Source organism: Rhizobacter sp. P5_C2, assembly GCF_054049715.1.
On record NZ_JBFULV010000091.1, the window covers coordinates 1 to 23,907 of the forward strand.

The window sequence follows — 23,907 nt, forward strand, 5'->3', positions numbered from 1 at the left end:
GACCACCAGCACGCGCTGCCCGGCCAGCGCCCGGCCGGCATTGCGCTCGATGTCGCGCACCAGGCCGCAGCCGTCGGCGTTGTCGGCCAGCCAGTCGTTGCGTTCGTCGAAGCGCAGGATGTTGGCGGCCCCGGCCAGCGCCGCACGGTCGGTGCGCCGCGCGGCCAGCGCGAAGGCATCGAACTTGAACGGCACGGTGACGTTGCAGCCGCGCCCGCCCTCGTCGGCGAAGCGGCGCACGGTGCCGGCGAAGCCGTCGAGCGGGCACAGCAGCCGGTCGTACTGCAGCGCCTGGCCGGTCTGCTCGGCGAAGCGGGCGTGGATGAACGGCGACTGGCTGTGCTCGACCGGGTTGCCGGCGACGACGTAACGGTCCATGGAGGATTCTTCGAGATCAGCGCTGCTCGGGAGCGGTCAAGGTGGTTTCGAGGCCTTCGTCACGCGTGAAGCGGAAGCGCGACGTGATCACCAGCTGGTCGGCGCGCTTGCGCATCTCGGTGCTGAACTGGCCGAACGGCGCGGCCGCCCGCACGATGGCCTGGGCGCGCTTGTCGAGCAGCGGCGATTTCGACGGCCGCACGATCTCGGTCTCCATCACGCGGCCGGCGGCGTCGATCGTGATCACCATCATCAGCTCGCCGTAGATCTTCTTGCCCTGCGATTCGGGGAAGTTGCGGGTGCCGCGGTCCTCGATCTTGCGGCGCAGCGAGTCGTAGTAGATCGCGTACAGCTCCTCGCGCGTGGCCGGGCTGATGTAGCGCTTCTTGGGCCGCGAGTTCTCCTCGTTGATGCGCTTCTCGATCTCGGCCAGCAGCTGCATCAGCTGGCGGCGGCGCTCTTCCTGTGCGCGCGCGGCCGGGTCGCCGCGGTCGCGCTTCGGGTCGGGCGCCGGCAGGTAGGCGAGCTCGCGGCGCACCTGCGCGAGCAGCTGCTGCTGCGTCTCCTGCAACTGCTCGATCTGCTTGTGGGCCTCGTCGGCCGCGTCGCCGAGCTCCATCATCGGCGACGACGGCAGCGGCGAGGTCGCGCGGCCGCGTTCGGCCTCGCCGCCGCCGGCCAGGTTGCGCTGCGCGATCGCCTGCGCCTTGGTCGGCGCTTCGGCCGAGCTGCCGTTGACGAGGATCACCTCCAGCGGCGTGTCCTGGAACACGCGGTTGAAACTCTCCGGATCGACGAAGCGCACCACCAGCAACAGGGCGTGCACGCCGATCGACACCGTGAGTGCGATCTGCAGGGTGGAGAACTTCTTCAGCATCGATCTCTCAGGCGGCAGGGGTGGTGGCGGCCGCATCGGCCGGCGCGTCGTCGGCATCGTCCGCCGCCACGTCGATCGCCAGCGTCAGCGGGCCGGCGGCGACGTCCTCGTTCTCGGCTTCGGCGTCCTCGACGACCGCGTCATCGGCCGTGGTGTCCGGATCGTCGATGCGCGACAGCACGCTCGCATGCACGTCCAGCGTCAGCAGGTCGGTGCCGGTGATGCGCACCTTCACGCGCGCACCGCGCGGCAGCCGCTCGGCGCCGACGGCGCGGAACACCAGCGGCAGCGTGTCGGCCCGCACCAGGCCTTCTTTCATGACCGCGGCGTCGAGTTCGGCGATGCCGTTCTGCTCGAGGTACTTCAGCGTCCAGTAGCGCTCGATGCCCGACTGGAAGCCGTTGTAGGCGCTGTACGCCGCATCGAAGCTGGAGATGACCGAGAACAGCGCGGCATCCTTCGGCTTGAACGGCGCGGCCAGCGCCGCGGTGCGGCCGTGGCGCGCGCAGGCGACGATCTGCCACTGGTTCAGCAGGTCGACATAGCGGCGCAGCGGCGAGGTGGCCCAGGTGTATTGCGCGACGCCCATGCCGGCGTGCGGTGCCGCGCGCGTGCCCATGCGCACCTTGACGCCCGGCGCCATGCTGGCCTGGCTGCGGTAGATGCCCGGCACGCCGAGGTCGTTGAGCCAGCCGCCCCAGGTGCTGTTGGCGAGGATCATCGCCTCGGCGACGATCAGGTCGAGCGGCGAGCCGCGCTGGCGCGTGCCGATGCTGACGCGCTCGTGGCCCTGCGGCTCGGCGCCGTCGTTGCCGTCGAGCTTGAAGTTGTAGTCGGCCCGGTTGAAGAGTTCCGGCTTGCCGCGCACCTGCTCGCGGCCGGCCTTCAGGTGGCGCGCCAGGCGGAAGCAGAACGCCAGTTCCGGTGCGAACTCGTAGGGCGCCGGCGCGTCGCCGAGCAGCGTGGCCTCGGTGATCACCGCATCGAGCTGGTCGTGGCGCAGGTTGGCGGCGATCGGCACGCGCTCCAGCTTCGTCTCGCTGCCGGTGACTTTCAGCGTCGCCTCGTCGAAGCTGACGTACAGCGACACCGCAGGGCAGTCGCGCCCGGCCATCAGCGTGTAGGCCTGCACCACCTCGTCGGGCAGCATCGTCAGCTTGTAGCCCGGCATGTAGACGGTCGACAGCCGGTCGCGCGCGACCTTGTCGACCGGGCTGTCGGGCGCGATCGCGAGGCTGGGAGCGGCGATGTGCACGCCGAACACCACGGTGCCGCTGCCCAGGCCCTGCACCGACAGCGCGTCGTCGATCTCGGTGGTCTGCGAATCGTCGATCGAGAACGCCTGCACGGCCGCGACCGGCAGCACGTCCTTGATGGCCGGGGCCGACAGCGGCGGGAAGCCGGTGCCCTTCGGGAAGTTCTCGAACAGGAAGCGCCGCCAGTGGAACTGGTACGGCGAATCGATCGCGCCGGCCGCCGTCAGCAGGTCGAGCGGCGCCTTCTGCGCGCGGCGCGAGGCCTCGACGACGGCCTTGTACTCGGCGGCGTTCTTGTCGGGGCGGAACAGGATCTTGTAGAGCTGCTCGCGCACCGGCGCCGGGCACTGGCCGGCCACCAGCTCGGCGGCCCAGCCCTCGATCTGCGCGGCCTGCTGCTTCTTGCGCTCGATGCCGAGCAGCGCGGCCTTCACGATCTCTTCCGGCGCCTTCTTGAACTGGCCCTTGCCGAGGCGGCGGAAGTAATGCGGCGCCTCGAACAGCCGGAACAGCGCGGCGGCCTGCTTCTCGGTGCCGGCCTTGGCGTCGAAGTAGTCGCGTGCCAGGTCGGCGAAGCCGAACTCGGTGTCGGGCGCGAACTCCCAGGCCAGGTCGAGGTCGATCTCGCGGGCGAGCCGCTGGCCCTCGGCGATCAACTCGGCCGGCAGCGGCTTCTCGAACTTCAGCAGCACGTTGGCCGCCTTCACCTTCACGCGCTTGCCGGAGTCGAGCTCGACCTGCATCGAGCTGTCGGCTTCGGTCATCACGCGGCCGGCGAGGAACTTGCCGGCGTCTTCGAACAATGCATACATGGGGTGGGATTGTCGCGGAAAGCTCGGGCGTTCCCGCCGGTCAGGGTGAGGCAGCGAGCTGCAGGAAGTGCATCAGGTGGGGCAGGTGTTCCTCGAACCCGCTGAGCGCGTGGTCGCTGCCCTCGACGATGCGCAGGTGGGCGCCGCGGTAGCGCTCGCTCATCTCGCGCCAGTCGAGCACCTCGTCGCCGGTGGCGATCACCGCGAAGTAGCGCGACGGCTTTGCGAGCGCGCCCGGCGTCATCGCGCGCAGCTGGTCGACGTAGGCCGGCATGAAGTAGAAGCGCTCCTCGCTGTGCCAGGCGGTCGTCTCGCCGATGTGGCCGGCCAGGTCGCGGGCCGGGTCGACCGCCGGGTTCAGCAGCACTGCCGGGCAGTCGAGCTGCTCGGCCAGCACCGTCGCGTAGAAGCCGCCGAGCGAGCTGCCGATGATCGCCATCCGCTCGCGCGGCCAGCGCGCGAGCTCGGCCTGCAGGCCGTCGATCGCCTCCTGCGGCGACGCCGGCAGCTGCGGGCACCACCAGCTGACGCGCGGGGCGTGGCGCCGCACCCAGGCCTCGGCCTGGCGCGCCTTGGTCGAGCGCGGCGACGATCGGAAACCGTGCAGGTAGAGGAGGTGGGTGGTCATGAAGCGTGAGGAATGCACGGCACGGAACCTGCAAAGCGCGACGGAGTCTAGCTCGGCGTTCCCTGGGGCGGACGCCCGGCGCGACGCTCTACACTTTGTTTCTGTGCGGCCTCTATCCGACGACCGCAATCGGCCTCCCGGTCGCTTCTCACAAGGACACCGTTGACGTGAAAGATGACTCCCTGATCCTGTCGAGATCCGCCGCGCCTGCGGGCCTGTCGCTGGTGCTGTCCGGCCTGCTGCTGCAGGGCTGCGTCACCACGGTGCAACCGGCCGCGCCACCGGTCGTCGTGATCGCGCCGGCCGGGGCCGCGTCGGCGCCGGTCAGCGCGGCCGCCGCCGCCGCCGCGGCTTCCGCGGCCTCGGCCCCCGGTGCCACCGTGGTGCGCCTCGACCCCACCGCCCCGAAGCCCTTCGACGAGATCATCAAGGGCGCGACCCAGCAGGACGGCTTCGTGCCGGTGTGGCGCAAGGACGAGAAGACCTGGCTCGAGATCCCGCTCGAGCGCCTGGACCAGCCGTTTATGCTGTCGATCAACATCTCGAACTCGATCGGCGAGCGCGGGCTGTACGCCAGCCAGATGGGGCCGCAGTGGCTCGCCAGCTTCCGCAAGATCGGCAGCAACCTGATCCAGCTGGTGGCGCTGAACAGCAACTACGTCGCGACGACGCCGGCGATGCGCGCGAGCGTCGAGCAGGCGTTCTCGAACAGCCTGCTGGGCGCGGCCAGCATCGTCAGCGCGCCGCACCCGCAGCGCAAGTCGGTGCTGATCGACGCGAACTTCCTGCTGGCGGACATGCCGGGCTATGCCACCGCGATCGAGACGGCGTTCCGCCTGCCGTACGCGCTGGACCGCGGCAACTCGTACTTCGAGAAGATCCGCGTCACCGACGACCTGACGACGCTGAACGCGCGCATGCACTACGCGACCGCGCGCATGCCGGCGCCGCCGCTGGTTCCGAGCCCGGTGCCCACGCCGCCGCCGCCGCAGACCACGCCGGACCCGCGCAGCATGTTCGTCGGCTACGTCTACAACTTCGCGAAGCTCGGCGAGCCGATGGCGGCGCGCAAGACCGACCCGCGCCTCGGCCACTTCTTCGACGTCGTCACCGACCTGACGAGCGACACCAAGGCCAACCCGCGGCTGCACTACGTGACCCGCTGGCGCCTGGAGAAGCAGGATCCGCAGGCCGCGCTGTCCGAACCGAAGCAGCCGATCGTCTACTGGCTCGACAAGAACATCCCGCTGCAGTACCGCGGGGCGGTCGAGGCCGGCGTGCTGGAGTGGAACAAGGCCTTCGAGCGCATCGGCTTCAAGAACGCGATCGTCGCGAAGCAGCAGCCCGACGATGCCGACTGGGACAACATGGACGCGCGCCATGCGTCGATCCGCTGGTTCACCGGCGCCGACGTCGGCTTCGCGATCGGCCCGAGCCATTCCGATCCGCGCACCGGCGAGATCATCGATGCCGACATCGGCATGAGCGACGTGTTCGGCCGCGGCGCTCGGCGCTTCCTGGTCGAGGATGTCGGCCGCGCGACCCCGTTCGCATCGCCGGCCTTCGCCGCCTGGAGCAAGTTCGGCGGTGCCGACTACTGCAACTACGCGCAGGAGGCCGCCGCCGAGATGGACTTCGCGATGGACCTGCTCGAGGCGCGCGGCGAGATCGCGCCTGATGGTCCGGAGGCGGATGCCTTCGTGCAGTCGCGCATCAAGGACGTGGTGATGCACGAGGTTGGCCACACGCTGGGGCTGAAGCACAACTTCAAGGCTTCGACGGTGGTCAGCCGCACGCAGCTGCAGGACACGGGCTTCACCGAGAGCAAGGGCATCTCCGGCTCGGTGATGGACTACAACGCCTACAACCTGGCGCTGGCGGGCGAGCACCAGGCGAGCCTGAACAACACGACGCTCGGGCCGTACGACTACTGGGCGATCGAGTACGCCTACAAGCAGATCGTGCCGGCCGACGAGACGGCGGAGCTGGCGCGCATCGCCTCGCGCAGCACCGATCCGCTGCTGGCCTATGCGGACGACGCCGAGGCCGGCGGCCAACGCGGCAACGACGGCATCGACCCGCTGGTCAACCGCTTCGACCTGGGCGACGACCCGCTCGCGTACTACGAGAAGCGGCTGCAGCTGTCACGCGAGCTGTGGCAGCGCGTGCAGGACCGCGCGCCGCAGCCGGGCGACGAGGCGATCCGCCAGCGCCGTGTGCTGCTCAGCGGCTTCCAGCAGCTCAACCGCGCGGCCGACCTGGTCGGCAAGTACGTCGGCGGCATGAACACCGTGCGCGACCTGCCGGGATCGACCAAGCGGCCGGCCTATGCGCCGGTGGCGCCGGCCAAGCAGCGCGATGCGCTGCAGTTCCTGGCCAAGGGGCTGTTCAACGCGGACAGCTTCCGCTTCCGGCCGCAGTTCCTCGCGGGCCTGTCGCCCGACTACAACGAGTGGGACCGCGGCGGGCCGGTGAGCATTCCGGCGGCGGTGCTGCAGGTGCAGGTCACGGCGCTCGACCGGCTGATGAGTCCGGGCACCGCGTCGCGGCTGCTGGACCTGCCGCTGTACGTGGCCGATGCGAGCAAGCGCAACGTGATCTCGCTGGCCGAGGTGTACGGCACGCTGCAGGGCTCGGTGTGGAGCGAGCTGAAGACCGGCAGCGACATCGACCGGCTGCGCCGCAACCTGCAGCGCGAGCATCTGCGCCGCGTGCAGGCCTTGCTGATCCGCGGCGCCGGAACGCTGCCGCCGGACGCGCTGAGCCTGGTGCGGATGGAGGCGGTGGAACTGCAGGGGCAGCTGCGTAGTGCGGTCAACGGGCCGAGGTTGTCGATCGAGAGCCGGGCGCATTTGCAGGACAGTCTGTCGACGCTGAACGAGGCGCTGAAGGCGTCGATGCTGCGGAGCTGACGTTCGTGCGTTCGTGCGGAAGGCGCGTGCGGGGAGGCTGTGGCGCGCCGGACGGTGCGGTCAACGCGCCCGGGGGCGCGTTGACTTCCCTCCGCTGACTGGTTTCATGGCCCGTCGCCCAAACTCCCGCCACTCACTTCGTTCGTTGTGGTCAAACAGTGGGCGACAGTCAGTTGACGAAGCGTGCTGCGCACGCGGGCCATGAAACCAGCCAGCTCCGGCGCCTCGTCCCTATTGGCGCTCCACAGCCTCCCCGCACGCGCCTTGTGCCACCGCACTGCTACTTTTTGGGTGACAAGCGAACAAGTGGGGGTTGGTCCCCGGGTTGGCACCCGAGCTGGGCACACCACCATCCGTTCGGACTGAGGTATCGAAGTCCCGCTCGGCACTCGCAGGCTCTTCGCACAAAGCTACTGGTTCGGCAAAGGCGCGGGCGGGGGGTGTGGGGAGCGCCAATCAGGACGGGGCGCCGGAGCCGTCTGCTTTCATGAACCGCGTGCGCCAGCACGCTTCGTCAACTGACTGTCGCCGACTGTTTGACCACAACGAACGAAGTGAGTGGCGGGAGTTTCGGCGACGGTTCATGAAAGCAGATGGCGGAGGGCAGTCCTCGCCCCGAGAGGGGCGAGGACCGCACCGGCCGGCGCGCCCCGCACCCCCCGCCCGCGCCTTTGCCCGCGCAGAACTACGCAGAGCCCTTCAACCCGCCAGCGCGGCGAGCAGCTTGTCGTGCACCCCGCCGAACCCGCCGTTGCTCATGCACAGCACGTGGTCGCCGGGCTTCGCGGCGCGGCGCACCGCGGCCACCAGCGTGTCGATCGTGTCGCAGACGATGGCCTTGTCGCCCATCGGTGCCAGCGCCTCGCGCGCATCCCACCCCAGGTTGCCCTGGTAGCAGAAGGACAGGTCGGCCTCTTCGAGCGACCATGGCAGCTGGGCCTTCATCGTGCCGAGTTTCATCGTGTTCGAACGCGGCTCCAGCACCGCGAGGATGCGGTCGAGCCCGACCTTGCGGCGCAAGCCGTTGACCGTGGTGCGGATCGCCGTCGGGTGGTGCGCGAAATCGTCGTAGACCTTCACGCCGCCGGCCTCGCCGCGCAGCTCCATGCGCCGGCGCACGTTCTGGAAGCTGGCGAGCGCCTTCGCGGCGACCTGCGGGTCGACGCCCACGTGCTCGGCGGCGGCGATCGCCGCGAGCGCGTTCAGCTGGTTGTGCTCACCGAGCAGCGGCCATTCGACGTGCGCGATCTTCAGGCTGCCACGCAGCACGTCGAACACATGCGGCTCGCCGCGCGCGCGCAGCGCACCAGGGGTCTCCTTGCGCGCGCCGAAGCGCACCACCTCGCTCCAGCAGCCGCGCGCCAGCACGCGCTGCAGCGACTCCTCGCGCGCATTGACCACCAGCCGCCCGGCCGCCGGCACCGTGCGCACCAGGTGGTGGAACTGGGTCTCGATCGCCCCCAGGTCCGGGAAGATGTCGGCGTGGTCGAACTCGAGGTTGTTCAGCACCGCGGTGCGCGGGCGGTAGTGCACGAACTTGCTGCGCTTGTCGAAGAATGCGGTGTCGTACTCGTCGGCCTCGATCACGAAAGTCTTGCCCTCGCCGAGCCTGGCGGACACCCCGAAATTCTGCGGCACGCCACCCACCAGGAAGCCCGGCTTCAGCCCCGCCTGCTCCAGCACCCAGGCCAGCATCGAGGTGGTGCTGGTCTTGCCGTGCGTGCCGGCGACCGCCAGCACATGGCGGCCCTGCAGCACGTTCTCGGCCAGCCACTGCGGCCCGCTGGTGTACGGCAGGCCGGCGTCGAGGATGGCTTCCATCAGCTCGTTGCCGCGCGAGACCACGTTGCCGACGACGAACAGGTCGGGCGCGAGCTTCAGCTGGTCGGCGCCCCAGCCTTCGATCAGCTCGATGCCGAGCGCGCGCAGCTGGTCGCTCATCGGTGGATAGACGCCGGCGTCGCAGCCGGTGACCCGGTGGCCGCCCTCGCGCGCGAGCGCGGCAATGCCGCCCATGAAGGTGCCGCAGATGCCCAGGATGTGGATGTGCATGCCTTACTTCAGCACGGATCGTGCCGCGGCGATGGTGGCCGCTATGTCGTCGGCCGTGTGGGCGGCGCTGACGAAACCGGCCTCGTACAGGGCCGGGGCGATGTAGACGCCGTGGTCCAGCAGGCCGTGGAAGAAGCGGTTGAAGCGCTCCTTGTCGGTGGCCATCACGGTGGCGTAGTTCTGCGGCAGCGTGTCGGCGAGGAAGAAGCCGAACATGCCGCCCTCGCAGTCGGTCGACCACGGCACGCCGTTCTCGCGCGCAACCGCGGCCAGACCGTCGACCAGGCTGCGGGTGCGTGCCGACAGCGCCTCGAAGAAGCCGGGGCGCTGGATCTCGCGCAGCGTCGCGAGGCCGCAGGCAGTGGCCACCGGGTTGCCCGACAGCGTGCCGGCCTGGTAGACCGGACCGAGCGGCGCGAGCTGTTCCATCACCGCGCGCTTGCCGCCGAAGGCCGCCAGCGGCATGCCGCCGCCGATCACCTTGCCGAACACGCTCAGGTCGGGCTCGAAGCCCGGCAGCGCGCGCGCGTACAGGCCTTGCGCGCCGTGCAGGCCGACGCGGAAGCCGGTCATCACCTCATCGAACACCAGCAGCGCGCCGTGCTGCGTGCACAGCTCGCGCAGCCGCTTCATGAAGGGCAGCTGGGTGCGCACGAAGTTCATGTTGCCGGCGATCGGTTCGATCATCACGCAGGCGATGTCGCGGCCGTGCAGGCTGAAGGCCTCTTCGAGCTGCGCCAGGTGGTTGTACTCGAGCACCATCGTGTGCTGCACCACCTCGGCCGGTACGCCGGCGCTGGTTGCATGGCCGAAGGTCGCGAGGCCCGAGCCGGCCTTCACGAGCAGCGCATCGGCATGGCCGTGGTAGCAGCCCTCGAACTTGACGATCCGGTTGCGGCCGGTGGCGCCACGCGCCAGGCGGATCGCGCTCATCGCGGCCTCGGTGCCGGAACTGACCAGGCGGACCTGCTCGAGGCTCGGCACCAGCTTCAGGATCTCCTCGGCGAGCTCGATCTCGCGCTCGGTGGGGGCGCCGAACGAGAAACCGTCGAGCGCGGCCTTCTGGACCGCCTCGAGCACCGCCGGGTGGCCGTGGCCGAGGATCATCGGGCCCCAGGAGCCGATGTAGTCGATGTAGCGCCGGCCTTCGGCGTCGAACATGTAAGCGCCTTGCGCGCGCGCGATGAAGCGCGGCGTGCCGCCGACGGCGCGGAACGCGCGCACCGGCGAATTGACGCCGCCGGGGATCACGCGGCGGGCGCGCTCGAACAGGGCTTCGTTGGTCTGGGTCATCTTCTGGATCTGGTAGCCCGGATGTCAATCCGGGATGCGGTCAGTGCACGTGCCGGGGGTCTTTCGGGGCCTCTTCGTCGTTGGCGGCGGCAGCTGCCTCGCCTTCTTCGCCGTCTTCACCGGGCGGCAGCGCCCAGAAGAAGCGGTCGGGGATCACGTTGCCCATGCCGGGGCGGAAGCCCGCATCCAGCGCCTGGTCGAGGAAGGCGAGCGATTCGCCCACCGCCGCGTGCAGCTCGCTGCCGGCGGCCAGCAGCGCCGCCAGCGCCGACGACAGCGTGTCGCCCGCGCCGACGAAGCTGACCTCGAAGCGCTCGAACTTCTCGCCGGTGATCGCGCCCTGCGGCGAGGCCAGCACGTTGTCCATGAATTGGTCGGGCAGCGGCACGCTCGTGACCAGCACGAAGCGCGTGCCGTGCTGCGCCGCCGCCACCGCCAGCTCGCGCGGCGAGGCCGGGCGCTCGCTGCTCCATTCGGGCAGCAGGAAGTCGGTCAGCGTCTGGTGGCTGCCCACCAGCACCTCGGTCTGCGGCAGCACCAGCTCGCGGAACGCGTCCAGGTAGGCCTGCTGGTCGTCTTCCTCGAGCCACGACAGGTTCGGCATGTAGGCCACCAGCGGCACTTCGGGGTAGTCGGACAGCACCTCGGCCACCGCGCTGACACCCTCGGCGGAACCGAGGAAGCCGACCTTCCAGGCGGCGATGCTGACGTCTTCGAGGATGCTGCGGGCCTGCTCGACGACGACGTCGGCGTCGATCGCGCTGTGGTCGAACACCTCGGCGGTGTCGCGCAGAACGATCGAGGTGACCACCGGCAGCGCATGCGCGCCCATCGCCGCGATCGTCGCGACATCGCCGGCCAGGCCGCCGGCGCCGCTCGGGTCGCTCGCGTTGAAGGTCATCACGCAGGCAGGGGCGGGCGCTTCCTGGTTCGGGTCGGCCTGAGGGTCCGCGGAGGGGGCGTCTGGGGTCATTGGAAGTCCGTCGGGAAAGGTGAAGACGAGCCGCGTTTGCCGGCACTGACTTCTAGAAAAATGTGAGGAATGTGGCGTAGGTGCCTAGAAATCAATGTATTTTTGTCAATCTGCATCGCTACAATCTTTTCTCATTGTAGTGATGCGACAAAAACAAAGTGAGCAATGACCTCAGCGGTACCCGAACCTGGATGTGCCTGATCTGCGGCTGGATATACGACGAAGCTGCGGGCGATCCTGAACACGGTATTGCACCGGGCACCGCATGGGAAGCAGTACCCATGAACTGGACTTGCCCGGAATGTGGCGCACGCAAGGAAGATTTCGAAATGGTCCAGATCTGATGGTCGCTGAGGCTCTTACATGGCGTGCCGGGCAAGTGCCACGGCCGCTTTCAGTCATTGAGGGGATTCTCGGTGAGCAATGAAGCCATCGCAGGCATCAAGGTGCTGGTGATCGACGACAGCAACACGATTCGCCGCAGCGCGGAGATCTTCCTGAAGCAGGGCGGCCATACCGTGCTGCTCGCGGAAGACGGTTTCGACGCGCTGTCCAAGGTCAACGATCACGCGCCCGACCTGATTTTCTGCGACATCCTGATGCCGCGCCTGGACGGGTATCAGACCTGCGCCATCATCAAGCGAAATGCCAAATTCGCCGACGTGCCGGTCATCATGCTGTCCTCGAAGGACGGCCTGTTCGACAAGGCACGCGGCCGGATGGTCGGCTCCGAGGACTACCTCACGAAGCCGTTCACCAAAGACCAGTTGCTGCAAGCCGTGGCACAGCACCGGCCGGCCCGCGCCTGACGCGGCCACCGATGTTGCCCTGCAAGAATTGAAGGAGTAAGACGATGGCGATTCAGAAGATTCTGTTGGTCGACGATTCGAAGACCGAACTGCACTACCTGTCGGAGCTGCTGACCAAGCGCGGCTACGCGGTGCGAACTGCCGAGAACGGCGAAGACGCGATGCGCCGGCTGGGCGAAGAGAAGCCCGACCTGATCCTGATGGATGTCGTGATGCCCGGGCAGAACGGCTTCCAGCTGACCCGTGCGATCACGCGCGACCCGCGCTTCACCGACGTGCCGGTGATCATGTGCACCAGCAAGAACCAGGAAACCGACAAGGTGTGGGGCATGCGCCAGGGCGCGCGCGACTACATCGTCAAGCCCGTCGACGCCGACGAGCTGGTGTCGAAGATCCGCGCGTTCGACTGAACGCGATCGGTACCGTTTCCATCACCTCACCGTCACACGTCGCCCCGCAGGCAGAGAACTGAATGGCCAACAAGGAAGCATTGCGCGAGCTGCAAAGTCGCCTGGCCGAAAGGCTGCAGGCGGCGCGTACGCAAGAGCGCGGCCGCGCCTGGCTGGCCGTCGAGTGCGGCAGCCACGGGTTCCTGTTTCCGCTGCAGGAAGCCGGTGAAATCTTCCCGTTCGCGCCGGCGATGCCCGTGCCCTACACCAGCCGCTGGTTCATGGGCGTGGCCAACCTGCGCGGCCGGCTGCACGGGGTCGTCGACCTGGCGGGCTTCCTGGGTGTGCGCGGCAACGAGCCGGTACGCGAGCAGTCCTGGTTCGTCGCGTTCAACAACGATCTGAACATCAACTGCGCGGTGCTGGTGGACCGGCTCGCCGGCCTGCGCAACCTGCAGCAGTTGAAGCCCGAACCCGACGATGGACAGGTCAAGCCGGCCTTCGTCGGCACGCATTACCGCGACGAAGGCAACCGCCTCTGGCGCGAACTGAATCTGGCACAGCTGGCCACCGAGGCCGCTTTCCTGAAGATCGCAGGCTGAGGCGCGATGCGCGCCGGCCCTCCTGACTGCATTACCCAAGACGACGCAACGAGGCACCTATGAGCTTCCTGAACAAAATCAAAGGCAAGGGCAAAGGCCGTGACGACGCATATGGCGCCGACGGTGCCGTTGCGCTGGACGACGTGGCCGGCCTCGACCTGCACGACGATGGGCGGCCGGACGGCGGCGCCAACACGGTGAACCTCGACTCGTCGATCATCTCGGAGGCCGCGCCGTCCGAGATCGCCGACTTCTCCGAAACCCGGCTGCCGAGCGGCGACAACGCCGCGCTGATGTCGGGCACCGGCGTGCCGCTGATCGGCAACCGGCCGGTCGGACAGCAGCAGCGCCTGCTGGGTGCCATGGTGCTGATCGGCCTGGTCGGCCTGGTCGGCATGACGATCAGCTCGCTGAACCAGGCCAACAAGGGCGCCGCCCAGGTGGGCTACTCCGGTCAGGCGCTGATGCAGTCGCAGCGTCTGGCGAAGTCGGTGTCGCAGGCCTTGATCGGCAGCGCGCAGGCCTTCCCCGAGGTGAAGGAAAGTACCGAGGTGCTGGCGCGCAACGTGCGCGGCCTGGCCAAGGGCGATGCGAACGTCGATGCGGCGCCGGGCGTCGTGCAGGACACGCTGGAACCGCTGCTGCCGCTGGTCGACCGCGCCGAGAAGAACGCGAACACCGTGCTGCAACAGCAGAAGATCCTGACGCAGGTCGGCCAGGCGCTGCGCGCGATCAACCGCCAGTCGTCCGACCTGCTGGAAATCGCCGAGACGGTGTCGTCGCTGAAGCTGCAGCAGGAAGCCTCGCCGGCCGAGCTGTCGGCGGTCGGCCAGCTCGTGATGCTGACCCAGCGCATCGGCAAGTCGGCCAACGAATTCCTGACGATGGAAGGCGTGAGCCCCGAGGCCGTGTTCCTGTTGGGCAAGGACTTGAACTCGTTCCGCGAAATCGCCGACGGCCTGTCGAACGGCAACGCCGAACTGCGCCTGCCGGGCACCAAGGATCCGCAGACCAAGGAGCGCCTGACCGCGCTGCTGAAGCAATACGAAGAGACGCGCACCCAGGCCAGCTCGATTCTGGGCAACCTGCAAGGCCTGGTGTCGGCCCGTGAAGCGCAAGCCGCGATCATTGGCGACAGCGAACCGCTGCGCAAGGGCCTGGAAACGGTGCAGGACCGCCTGTCCACTGTCACCGGCTTCAACGTCGTGAACCTGGGCCTGCTGGTGCTGTCGGCCGTCGTGCTGGCCCTCGGCGGCGCGGGCTTCCTGCAGCTGTATGTGCGAGACCAGGCGCAACGTGCCGCGCTCGCCGAAAACCAGCGACTCGAAGCCGAACGCCAGGAACAGGAAGCCAAGCGCGTCAACGACGCGAACCAGGCGGCCATTCTGCGGCTGATGAACGAATTGCAGACGGTTGCTGAAGGCGACCTGACGCAGCAAGCAACCGTGACGGAAGACATCACGGGCGCCATCGCCGACTCGGTGAACTACACGGTGGAAGAGCTGCGCACGCTGGTGTCGCAGGTGCAGGGCACGGTGGGTCGGGTGACCGAAACGACGCAGCAGGTGGAAGCCACGTCGACCGAACTGCTGGCCGCCTCCGACGAACAGCTGCGCGAGATTCGCGAAACCGGCGAGTCGGTGCTGCAGATGGCGGGCCGAATCAACGACGTGTCGAGCCAGGCGCAGCAGACGGCCCAGGTGGCGCGTCAATCGCTGCAAGCTGCTGAAACGGGTCTGACCGCGGTGCAGAACACGATCGGCGGTATGAACTCGATCCGTGACCAGATCCAGGAAACCTCCAAGCGGATCAAGCGGCTGGGCGAGTCCTCGCAGGAAATTGGCGAAATCACCGAACTGATTTCCGACATTACCGAACAGACCAACGTGCTGGCACTGAACGCCGCCATCCAGGCCGCATCGGCCGGTGAAGCGGGTCGGGGCTTCTCGGTGGTTGCGGAAGAAGTGCAACGGCTGGCAGAACGCTCCGGCGACGCCACGCGGCAGATTGCGGCCCTGGTGAAGACCATTCAGACCGACACCCAGGATGCTGCGGCCGCCATGGAACGCTCGACGCAGGGCGTGGTGGAAGGAACCCGGCTGTCTGACGCGGCAGGTAACGCACTGGGCGACATCGACCGCGTGTCACGCCAGCTTGCCGACCTGATTGCGCACATTTCGAGCCAGGCATCGCGAGAAGCCGAATCGGCCAACGTGGTGGCAGCGAACATCCAGCACATTTTCGCGGTGACCGAGCAGACCGGTGAAGGTACCCGTTCCACCGCACAGATGGTGCGCGAGCTGTCCCGGACGGCCGAGGAACTGAAGCAATCGGTTGCACGGTTCAAGATCGCTTGAGCTAGTGTGTTGCCTGCGGCCCTGATCGGGCCGCAGCCCTTCACCCCACACAGGCAGATGGATTGCCACCGCCCCCAACGCGACGATGAGCGACACCATGAGTGAGACCACAGACGACCTCAGCGCGCTCGCGTGGGTTCACGATGAACTGCGCAAGTCCCTGGACACGGCCCACAAGGCGTTGCGCCGCTACGTGAAGGAAGCCGAGGCGAACAGCGGCTCCGACGTCGACAGCGTCGATCCGTCGGTGCTGCGCACCGCGCGGCAACAGATCCACCAGGGCGTCGGTGCGCTCGAACTGGTCGGCCTGCCGGCCGTCGCACGCCTGCTGGCCGCCAGCGAGGCGGCGGTGCAGCGCTTCGTCGCGAAGCCGCAGAAGCTCACGTCGGCCGAGGTCGACACCATCGAGCGCGCCTCGTTCGCGCTGCTCGACTACCTGCAGCGCCTGCTGGCCGACAAGCCGGTCTCGCCGCTCGCGCTGTTCCCGCAGTACCAGGCGGTGCAGACGCTGGCCGGTGCCGAGCGCGTGCACCCCGCCGACCTGTGGAACATCGACTGGCGCTGGCGCGAGCTGCCCAACGACACGACGGTCAAGCCGCGCGCCCCCGATTCGATCGCCCGCGGCCTGATGGAGCGCCAACTGCTGCTGATCATGCGCGGCGAGCAGATGCCGGCAGTGCAGCGCATGAGCGACATCTGCGCCGGCCTCGGCGCGCAGGCGTCCGACCTGACCCACTCCACGCTGTGGAAGCTCGCGGCCGCCTTCTTCGAAGGCCAGGCCAACGGCCTGCTGAAGGGCGACGTGCACACCAAGCGCGTGGCTTCGCGGCTGCTCGCGCAGCTGCGCACGCTGGAGCGCGGCCAGCCCGACGTCTCCGAGCGCCTCGCGCAAGACCTGCTGTTCTTCTGCGCGCAGAGCGCCTCGCCCGGCGACGGCCGCAAGACGCCGCGCCTGGCCGCGGTCCGCCAGGCCTACGGCCTCGCGCAGCACCTGCCGGTCGACTACGACACCAGCCGCCTCGGTCGCTTCGACCCGGCGCTGATCGTGCAGGCGCGCAAGCGCGTCTCGACCGCCAAGGACGCCTGGTCGTCGGTGGCCGGCGGCGAAATGCACCGCATGAGCGGGCTGGCCGAGCAGTTCTCGCTGGTCGGCGATTCGGTCAAGCGGCTGTACCCGAGCGGCGAGCTGCTGGCCGATGAAATCCAGCAGGCCGTCGTGCAGACGCAGCAGTCCAACGCTGCACCCGAAGCCGCGCTCGCGATGGAAGTCGCGACCAGCGTGCTGTACCTCGAAGCCTCACTCGAGGATGCCGATTTCGACCACCCCGAGCAGGCCGCCCGTGTGCGCCGGCTGGCGCAGCGCGTCGCCTCGGTGCGTGCCGGCAACACCCCCGACCCGCTCGAAGCGTGGATGGAGGAGCTGTACCGCCGCGTCTCCGACCGCCAGACCATGGGCAGCGTCGTGCAGGAACTGCGCGCCTCGTTGTCAGAGGCCGAGAAGTCGATCGACCAGTTCTTCCGCAACCCGGCGCAGCGCGAGCTGCTGATGCCGGTGCCGAACCAGCTGTCCGCGATGCGCGGCGTGCTGTCGGTGCTGGGCATGGACCAGGCCTCGCATGCCGTGCTGCGCATGCGCGAAGACATCGACGGCATGATCACGACCGAGGTCGACCCGCAGCTGGTCGTCCAGTCGGGCACCTTCGACCGCCTGGCCGGCAACCTGGGTGCGCTGGGCTTCCTGATCGACATGCTCAGCGTGCAGCCGCAGATGGCGAAGTCGCTGTTCGTGTTCGATGCCAAGTCCGGCACGCTGAGCCCGCTGATGGGCCGCAGCGCCGCGGCGCGCCAGGCCTCGAACCTCGCGCTGGCGCACGCGCCGGCACCGGTCGAGCCGCGCCTGATCGAACAGGCCCAGTCGCTGTCGCTGACCGCGGCGAGCGACCATGTGCCGCTCGATGAAGTGTCGCGTGACCTCGACCTGCTGTCGCACGAAGCGCAGGCCGCGGCCCAGCCCGAGCTGGTCGCCGCCGTCGAGCACGCCAAGGACGCGATCGCGCATTCGCACAACACCGAAGAGGTGGCGGCCGCGCGCGAACAGCTCTCCGAAGCGCTGTCCGACTTCGTCCACACTGCCACCGACCCGGTGCTCGACATGCCCGAGGCCGCGCCGGCCAAGGTGCAGCCGGCGCTGTCCGCGGCCCCGGCCGGCACCGCGACCGACCTCGGCGACGATCCCGAGATGCGCGAGATCTTCCTCGAGGAAGCGCGCGAGGTGATCGAGACCGCCGGGACGGCGTTGAAGAGCCTGGCGCATGCCAGCGCCGACGTCGAGCAGCAGACCACCGTGCGCCGCGCCTTCCACACGCTGAAGGGCAGCTCGCGCATGGTCGGGCTGAAGGACTTCGGCGATGCCGCGTGGGCTTGCGAGCAGGTCTACAACACCTGGCTGGCCGGCCAGAAGGCGGCCGACCCGACGCTGCTGAATTTCTCCAACGAAGCGCTCGCCTACTTCGCGAAGTGGGTCGACGCGATCGCCGCACAGAACGTCTCCGGTTTCAACGCCGCGACGGTGAAGGTCGCCGCCGAGGCGCTGGGCCGTGGCGATCCGGTGCCGCCGATCAAGGTCGGCGCCAGCTCGCCGGTGTCGCTCATGTCGCTGTCGTTCGGCGACGCCGCCAAGCCGGCGGCTGCCGTGCCGGTCGTCACCGCGCCGGTGTCGAAGCCGGCCCCGCTGGGCGCGTTGCCGCCGGTGGCACGCCCGGTGGCTGCGCCGCCGGTCGCGCCGGTGGTTCCGCCCGCGCCGGTGTCCGCGCCGCTCCCGATGGCCGACCTGACGTTCGACCTGGACCTCGGTGCGTTCGACGACGCCCCGGCCGCGCCCATCGTCGCGCCGGCCGGCAACCTGCCGAGCTTCGAACTGCCCGACACCTCGATGCTCGACCAGCTCGGCGCGGCCGCGCCGATCGACACCGTGCTCGAACCGATGCCGGTCGCCGAGACCGTCGAGCCGCAACTGCTGTCCGCCGAATCGGTCGAGCTGATCGAACTCGACCTGGGCGACGACTTCTTCGGCAGCGCACCGGCCGTCGAAGCCGCGCCGCTGGTGTCCGAGCTGTCGCCGACGCCCACGGTTGCCACCACCGAAGCCGAGCCGGCACCGCTGTCCGACGACGACCAGGTCAAGATCGTCGGCCCGCTGCGCATCGGCATCCCGCTGTTCAACATCTACCTGAACGAAGCCGACGAGCTGTCGCGCCGCCTGACGACCGAGGTTGCCGAGTGGGCCATGGAGCTGCACCGCCCGGTCGGCGAAATGCCGATCGCGCTGGCGCATTCGCTGGCCGGCAGTTCCGCCACGGTGGGCTTCAGCGAGCTGTCGCACCTGTCGCGCCTGCTCGAACACGCGCTGATGCGTTCGCAGGCGATCGGCGTCGGCACGACCGACGAAGGCCGCCTGTTCGTCGATTCGGCCGAAGAAGTGCGCCGCCTGCTGCACCAGTTCGCCGCCGGCTTCCTGAAGCCCGCCGCACCGGAACTGCTGGAGCGCTTGGCCGAGCACGAGATCAGCTCGGCCCGCCGCCTCGAGGCCGCCAATGCGGCGGCCGACGTGGTGTCGCCGTCGACCGACGACATCCCGGCACCACACCCCGAAGCCGGCTTCGACGAGATCGATGTGTCGTTCGACGACCTCGAGCCCTTGGAAGCCGCGCCCGAGATCGTGCTGAGCGAGCCGATGCTGCTGGCGCCCGAGCTGCCCGCGGTGGCCGAAGTGCTCGACCCCGAAGCCTTGTCGGCCGCGGTCGAAGGCTCGTTCGGCAGCAACGACACCAACTTCGCCGGCCTCGGCCTGCCCGAGCTGAAGGCGTTCTCGCCGCTGGCCGCCGAGCCGCATCGCTCGACGCCGGTGCGCGTCGACGTCGACGACGAAGGTGACGATGACGACGACGACATCGACGCGATCGATGCCGTCGACGCCGAGCTGTTCCCGATCTTCGAGGAAGAGGGCGAGGAGCTGATTCCCGAGCTGGCCACCAAGCTGCGCGAATGGTCGCACCGCCCGACCGACAACTCGGCAGCCGCGGCCTGCATGCGCACGCTGCACACGCTGAAGGGCGGTGCCCGCCTGGCCGGTGCGATGCGGTTGGGTGAAATGGCCCACCGGCTGGAAACCCGCATCGAGCACCTGCTGCAACAGGCGACGCCTGCGACCACGCAGGATGTCGAGGCGCTGCAAGGCCGGGCCGACGGCCTGGCCCACACCTTCGAGGTGCTGCGCTCGCGCGATGCCCAGGCTTACGCCGAAGCGGTGGTGGCGCCGATCGCGCCGCCGCCTGCGCCGGTCCGTCCGCCGGTGTCCGCACCGGTGGCTCCGCCGGTCGTGCTGGCCCCGATGACGGTGGCTGCGCCGGCGCTGCCGGTGTTCACCGCGCCGCCGGTGGCTGCGCCTGTCGTGGCTGCACCGCCTGTGGTGGCCCCGCCGGTCGTCGCCCCGACGCCGGTCGCCGAGCCGCTGCCGGTCGCCGAAGCCACGCCGTTCATCGAGCCCCTCGCACCAACGATCCCGGCCGCTGCGCCGGTGGTTCCGGCGCCGGTCCAGGCCGCCGCATCGGCAACCGCGCCGGCAACCCCGCCGGCAACCCCGCCGGCAACCCCGCCGGCCGCCCAGGTCATGACGCCGGCACGCGTCGCCGCCCAGTCGCAGTCGCCGACCGGCGACATCGACTGGTCGCGCTTCCCCGCGACGGCGGTGGCCACGGCGGTCGAACAGTCGATCTCGCCGACGCACTCCGCAGTGCGCGTGCGCGGCCCGCTGCTCGAACGCCTGGTCAACCAGGCCGGTGAGGTCAGCATCACGCGCTCGCGGATCGAGGCCGAGGTCGGCAACATCCGCGGCTCGCTGTCCGACCTGACGGACAACCTGGAGCGCCTGCGCGGCCAGCTGCGCGACATCGAGCTGCAGGCCGAGACGCAGATGAGTTCGCGGCTGGAGCAGGCCAAGGCACAGGCCCAGTCCTTCGACCCGCTGGAGTTCGACCGCTTCACCCGCTTCCAGGAACTGACGCGGATGATGGCCGAGTCGGTGAACGACGTGGCCACCGTGCAGCGCACGCTGCACCGCACGCTGGAAACGACCGAAGACGAACTGGCGGCCCAGGCCCGTCTGACGCGCGACCTGCAGGACGACCTGCTGCGCACCAGAATGGTCGAGTTCGAAAGCGCCTCCGACCGCCTGTACCGCGTGGTGCGCCAGGCGGCCAAGGAAACCGGCAAGCAGGTGCGCCTGGACATCGTCGGCGGTTCGATCGAAATCGACCGTGGCGTGCTGGACCGCATGACGCCGGCCTTCGAACACCTGCTGCGCAACTGCGTGACGCACGGCATCGAGCGCCCCGAGGTCCGCACCGGCATCGGCAAGGAAGCCGCCGGCAGCATCGTCGTGTCGCTGCACCAGGAAGGCAACGAAGTCGGCGTGGAATTCCGCGACGACGGCGCTGGCCTGAACCTGATGCGCATCCGCGACAAGGGCGAGGCGATGGGCCTGATCAAGCCCGGCGAATCGCACAGCGATGCCGAGCTGGCCAACCTGATCTTCACGCCCGGCTTCTCGACCGCCGACCAGGTGACCGAGCTGGCCGGCCGCGGGGTCGGCATGGACGTGGTGCGCTCCGAAGTGAACGCGATGGGCGGCCGGATCGAGACCGCGACCTCGGTCGGCCAGGGCACCAGCTTCAAGCTGCTGCTGCCGCTGACGACGGCGGTGACGCAGGTCGTGATGCTGCGCTGCGGCGGCACCGTGGTGGCGGTGCCGGCCACGCTGATCGAGATCGTGCGCCGTGCCAAGGTCGAAGAGCTGGAGCATGCCTATGCCAGCGGCACCTTCACGGTCGGCGACCGTTCGCTGCTGTTCTTCTGGCTCGGCGCCTTGCTGCAGCAGACGGCCATCACCCAGGAAGTGACCCGCATGCGGCCGGTGGTGGTGGTGCGCAGCGCGCAGCAACGCATCGCGCTGCACGTCGACGAAGTGCTGGGCAACCAGGAAGTGGTCGTGAAGAACCTCGGGCCGCAGCTGTCGCGCCTGCCGGGTCTCGCGGGCATGACGCTGCTGGCCTCCGGTGCGGTCGCGCTGATCTACAACCCGGTGGCACTGGCCACGCTGTATGGCGATGCGGCCCGTGCCGCGACGCTGGCGGCACGCCAGGCGCCGACGCAGGCGCAGATGATGGAAGCGGCGGCCGCCGAGGCGCCGCAACGCCTGGCGCCGCTGGTGCTGGTGGTCGACGATTCGCTGACGGTGCGCCGCGTCACGCAGCGCCTGCTGGTGCGCGAAGGCTACCGCGTGCAGCTCGCCAAGGACGGCATCGATGCGCTGGAGCGGCTGGCCGAAGACCTGCCGCAGGTCGTGCTGAGCGACATCGAGATGCCGCGCATGGACGGCTTCGACCTGGTGCGCAACATCCGCGGCGATGCCCGCCTGCGCGACCTGCCGGTGATCATGATCACCTCGCGGATCGCCCAGAAGCACCGCGACTACGCGGCCGAGCTGGGGGTCGACCACTATCTGGGCAAGCCGTATTCGGAAGAAGACCTGCTGGCCTTGATCGGGCGCTACACGGCCGACGTCACTTTGGCGTAATCTGGTCACCATGCGCTCACACGAGAACATCCGATGTCCCAGCTGGTCGACAACCTCGCCGAGCTGACCGGTTTCCGCGACCGCGACATTCTCGACGTGACCCTGGTCGGCGCACTGCGCGACCTGCTGCGCCCCCTCTCGGTGGCGATCTACCGCAGCGTCGGCGACCAGGGGCAGGAGCGCTGGCTGACGCGGGCCCACCTGGGCCAGCACGATGCCGTGGCGCGTGCCGACCCGGTGTGGACCGATGTCGACAGCCTGCCCGAGCTCGACGCCTTTCCGGCGCGGCAGCAGGCGATGAACGGGCAGACGGTGCTCGCGGTGCCCGGCACGCCGAACCTGACGATCTTCGCGGTCAGCACCGACCGCGAGGTGGTCGGCGTGCTCGAGGTCGAGACCGAGGCGCCGATGAGCGACGAATCGCAGCGGCTGGTCTGCAGCATCCTGCGCATCTACCGCAACTTCGAAGGCCTGCTCGACTACAGCGAGCGCGACACGCTGACCGGCCTGTTGAACCGCAAGACCTTCGACGAGAGCTTCCTGAAGGCGACCAACACGCCGACGCTGGTGTCGCATGCCGATACGCGGCGCGCGCCGCCGTCATCGCAACAGCACTACTGGCTGGGCATGATCGACATCGACCACTTCAAGTCGGTCAACGACAACTATGGCCACCTGATCGGCGACGAGGTGCTGCTGCTGCTGTCGCGGCTGATGCGCAGCAGCTTCCGCTTCCACGACCGGCTGTACCGCTTCGGCGGCGAGGAGTTCGTCGTGCTGATGCGCTGCGCGCGCGAGGAAGACACGGCCATGGCGCTGGAGCGCATGCGGCAGAACACCGAGGCCTATGCGTTCCCGCAGGTCGGGCGCATCACGATCAGCATCGGCTTCACCGAGGTCAAGCCCGGCGACACCCCGAGCGGCGCGTTCGAGCGGGCCGACAAGGCGGTGTACTACGCGAAGGGCCACGGCCGCAACCAGGTGCGCAGCCATGCGGCGCTGGTGGCCAGCGGTGCGCTCGAAGACGACTCCATCATCGGAGACGTCGAGCTGTTCTAGCTCGGCCGGTCTGGCTCGCGGTCTAGCTCGCGGTCTAGGTCGGAGAGTCGGCCGGGTCCGTGGCCCGCGCGGCCTGCTCGGGCGTCTGCGCGGACGCTTGCCCGAAGGTTTGCCCATGCCGTTCCTCGGCACTGCGCACCACCCCCGAGACGACGCCGCAGAACGCCAGCAGGAACACCATCGACAAGGCCAGCGCGGCCATGATCAGCGCGTTCTCGGTCCGCCAGGCGGCCGGCAGGCGCTGCCAGAGCATGGCCGCGCTCATGATTTGAACGGCAGGGCATCAGGCCAGTGGCGGGCCTGCAGCGCCGGGTGCGCGGCTTCGTAGCCGAGGTCGTCCGGCAACGCGGGGGGCAGCAACTCGGCGCTGTCGCTCGGCGACGCATGCGGCGGCACTTCGCCCAGGGCCCAACGTCGCACATCCTCCAGCCAATCAGCATCGCTTGCCATCGTCACTGCTCCTCGACGGAAGCCCCCGCGGAGTGGGGAGCATGGCAAGCATCGTCGCGTGCGGTCGACGCGCTTGCCATCGGCGAAGGCTGCGAATCGGCGTAGGAGCGTGCCTACAGCATCGCGGTGGGCGTTGCCCTACAGCCGATGGCGCCGGCCTCCTGCGCCGCGACGCGGCCTGCGGCGACAGCGGGCGCGCTGCGTCGGCGCGACCATCCTTCCGCATCCCCCGGCCTGTGCCGGCACCGAAAGGAAGCAGCATGAACACGAAGAACTGGTACACCCCGAGCGTCATTGCGACGGCACTGTGCGCCGCGATGGTCGTCACCGCCTGCGGTCCGCAGAACGGCGAACCGGTGGCGGCTGCCCCGGCGCCCGCCACCACACCCGCCCCGGCGCCGGCGCGGGCCGTGCCCGCCCCGGCAC

The 23,907-nt window shown here is 69.0% G+C and carries 16 protein-coding genes and 1 pseudogene; 8 read left to right on the forward strand and 9 right to left on the reverse strand.

Annotated elements, in window-relative coordinates; translation table 11 throughout:
• From aroE to ACXJLU_RS25810, 4 genes and pseudogenes are all read right to left on the reverse strand, one after another.
• Positions 1–378: pseudogene (aroE, locus tag ACXJLU_RS25795) on the reverse strand (shikimate dehydrogenase); the annotation flags it as partial.
• Between the two features lie 16 nt (positions 379–394).
• Positions 395–1,255, reverse strand: a complete 861-nt coding sequence (locus ACXJLU_RS25800; protein WP_083613891.1) for an energy transducer TonB — start codon at positions 1,253–1,255, stop codon at positions 395–397.
• Between the two features lie 7 nt (positions 1,256–1,262).
• Positions 1,263–3,323, reverse strand: a complete 2,061-nt coding sequence (locus tag ACXJLU_RS25805; protein WP_457335932.1) for a ribonuclease catalytic domain-containing protein — start codon at positions 3,321–3,323, stop codon at positions 1,263–1,265.
• A gap of 40 nt (positions 3,324–3,363) precedes the next feature.
• Positions 3,364–3,951: a YqiA/YcfP family alpha/beta fold hydrolase gene (locus tag ACXJLU_RS25810; RefSeq protein WP_457335934.1), complete on the reverse strand. Its 588-nt coding sequence runs from the start codon at positions 3,949–3,951 to the stop codon at positions 3,364–3,366.
• 167 nt (positions 3,952–4,118) lie between these two features.
• On the opposite strand from ACXJLU_RS25810, the gene ACXJLU_RS25815 reads away from it, so the two are divergent.
• Positions 4,119–6,863, forward strand: coding sequence for a zinc-dependent metalloprotease (locus tag ACXJLU_RS25815; protein WP_457335936.1), 2,745 nt, complete (start codon positions 4,119–4,121; stop codon positions 6,861–6,863).
• A 699-nt stretch (positions 6,864–7,562) separates the two neighbouring features.
• Here the strand turns inward: ACXJLU_RS25815 and mpl are convergent.
• From mpl to thiD, 3 genes are read right to left on the reverse strand one after another with little or no spacing between them, the layout of a single operon-like run.
• Positions 7,563–8,915: a UDP-N-acetylmuramate:L-alanyl-gamma-D-glutamyl-meso-diaminopimelate ligase gene (gene mpl / locus ACXJLU_RS25820; RefSeq protein WP_457335938.1), complete on the reverse strand. Its 1,353-nt coding sequence runs from the start codon at positions 8,913–8,915 to the stop codon at positions 7,563–7,565.
• A gap of 3 nt (positions 8,916–8,918) precedes the next feature.
• Positions 8,919–10,208 carry a glutamate-1-semialdehyde 2,1-aminomutase gene (gene hemL / locus ACXJLU_RS25825; protein ID WP_457335940.1) on the reverse strand — a complete coding sequence of 430 codons (1,290 nt, stop codon included), beginning with the start codon at positions 10,206–10,208 and terminating at the stop codon, positions 8,919–8,921.
• A gap of 40 nt (positions 10,209–10,248) precedes the next feature.
• The gene (thiD, locus tag ACXJLU_RS25830) at positions 10,249–11,181 is read right to left on the reverse strand and encodes a bifunctional hydroxymethylpyrimidine kinase/phosphomethylpyrimidine kinase (RefSeq protein ID WP_457335942.1); all 933 of its coding nucleotides are present in this window, start codon (positions 11,179–11,181) and stop codon (positions 10,249–10,251) included.
• 191 nt (positions 11,182–11,372) lie between these two features.
• Here thiD and ACXJLU_RS25835 point away from each other — a divergent pair, with 191 nt between their 5' ends.
• The 7 genes from ACXJLU_RS25835 (at position 11,373) to ACXJLU_RS25865 (ending at position 23,031) form a co-directional block, all read left to right on the forward strand.
• Entirely contained in the window at positions 11,373–11,525 is a 153-nt protein-coding gene (locus tag ACXJLU_RS25835) for a rubredoxin (protein ID WP_073463028.1), read from the forward strand.
• A gap of 72 nt (positions 11,526–11,597) precedes the next feature.
• On the forward strand, positions 11,598–11,990 hold the full coding sequence (locus tag ACXJLU_RS25840) for a response regulator (protein ID WP_073463030.1): 393 nt from the start codon (positions 11,598–11,600) through the stop codon (positions 11,988–11,990).
• A 44-nt stretch (positions 11,991–12,034) separates the two neighbouring features.
• Positions 12,035–12,400, forward strand: a complete 366-nt coding sequence (locus tag ACXJLU_RS25845) for a response regulator transcription factor (protein WP_047509914.1) — start codon at positions 12,035–12,037, stop codon at positions 12,398–12,400.
• Positions 12,401–12,462: 62 nt separating this feature from the next.
• A complete protein-coding gene (locus tag ACXJLU_RS25850; RefSeq protein WP_073463032.1) occupies positions 12,463–12,981 on the forward strand; it encodes a chemotaxis protein CheW in 519 nt (172 codons plus the stop codon).
• Between the two features lie 59 nt (positions 12,982–13,040).
• Positions 13,041–15,338, forward strand: a complete 2,298-nt coding sequence (locus ACXJLU_RS25855) for a methyl-accepting chemotaxis protein (protein WP_073463034.1) — start codon at positions 13,041–13,043, stop codon at positions 15,336–15,338.
• 97 nt (positions 15,339–15,435) lie between these two features.
• Complete coding sequence (locus tag ACXJLU_RS25860) at positions 15,436–21,972, forward strand: hybrid sensor histidine kinase/response regulator (protein WP_457335945.1); 6,537 nt, start codon at positions 15,436–15,438, stop codon at positions 21,970–21,972.
• A gap of 33 nt (positions 21,973–22,005) precedes the next feature.
• Complete coding sequence (locus ACXJLU_RS25865) at positions 22,006–23,031, forward strand: GGDEF domain-containing protein (RefSeq protein WP_457335947.1); 1,026 nt, start codon at positions 22,006–22,008, stop codon at positions 23,029–23,031.
• A gap of 34 nt (positions 23,032–23,065) precedes the next feature.
• Here the strand turns inward: ACXJLU_RS25865 and ACXJLU_RS25870 are convergent, their stop codons facing one another.
• Positions 23,066–23,284, reverse strand: coding sequence for a hypothetical protein (locus ACXJLU_RS25870; RefSeq protein ID WP_457335949.1), 219 nt, complete (start codon positions 23,282–23,284; stop codon positions 23,066–23,068).
• An 8-nt stretch (positions 23,285–23,292) separates the two neighbouring features.
• Positions 23,293–23,481 carry a hypothetical protein gene (locus ACXJLU_RS25875; RefSeq protein ID WP_457335951.1) on the reverse strand — a complete coding sequence of 63 codons (189 nt, stop codon included), beginning with the start codon at positions 23,479–23,481 and terminating at the stop codon, positions 23,293–23,295.
• Positions 23,482–23,907 lie beyond the last annotated feature (426 nt).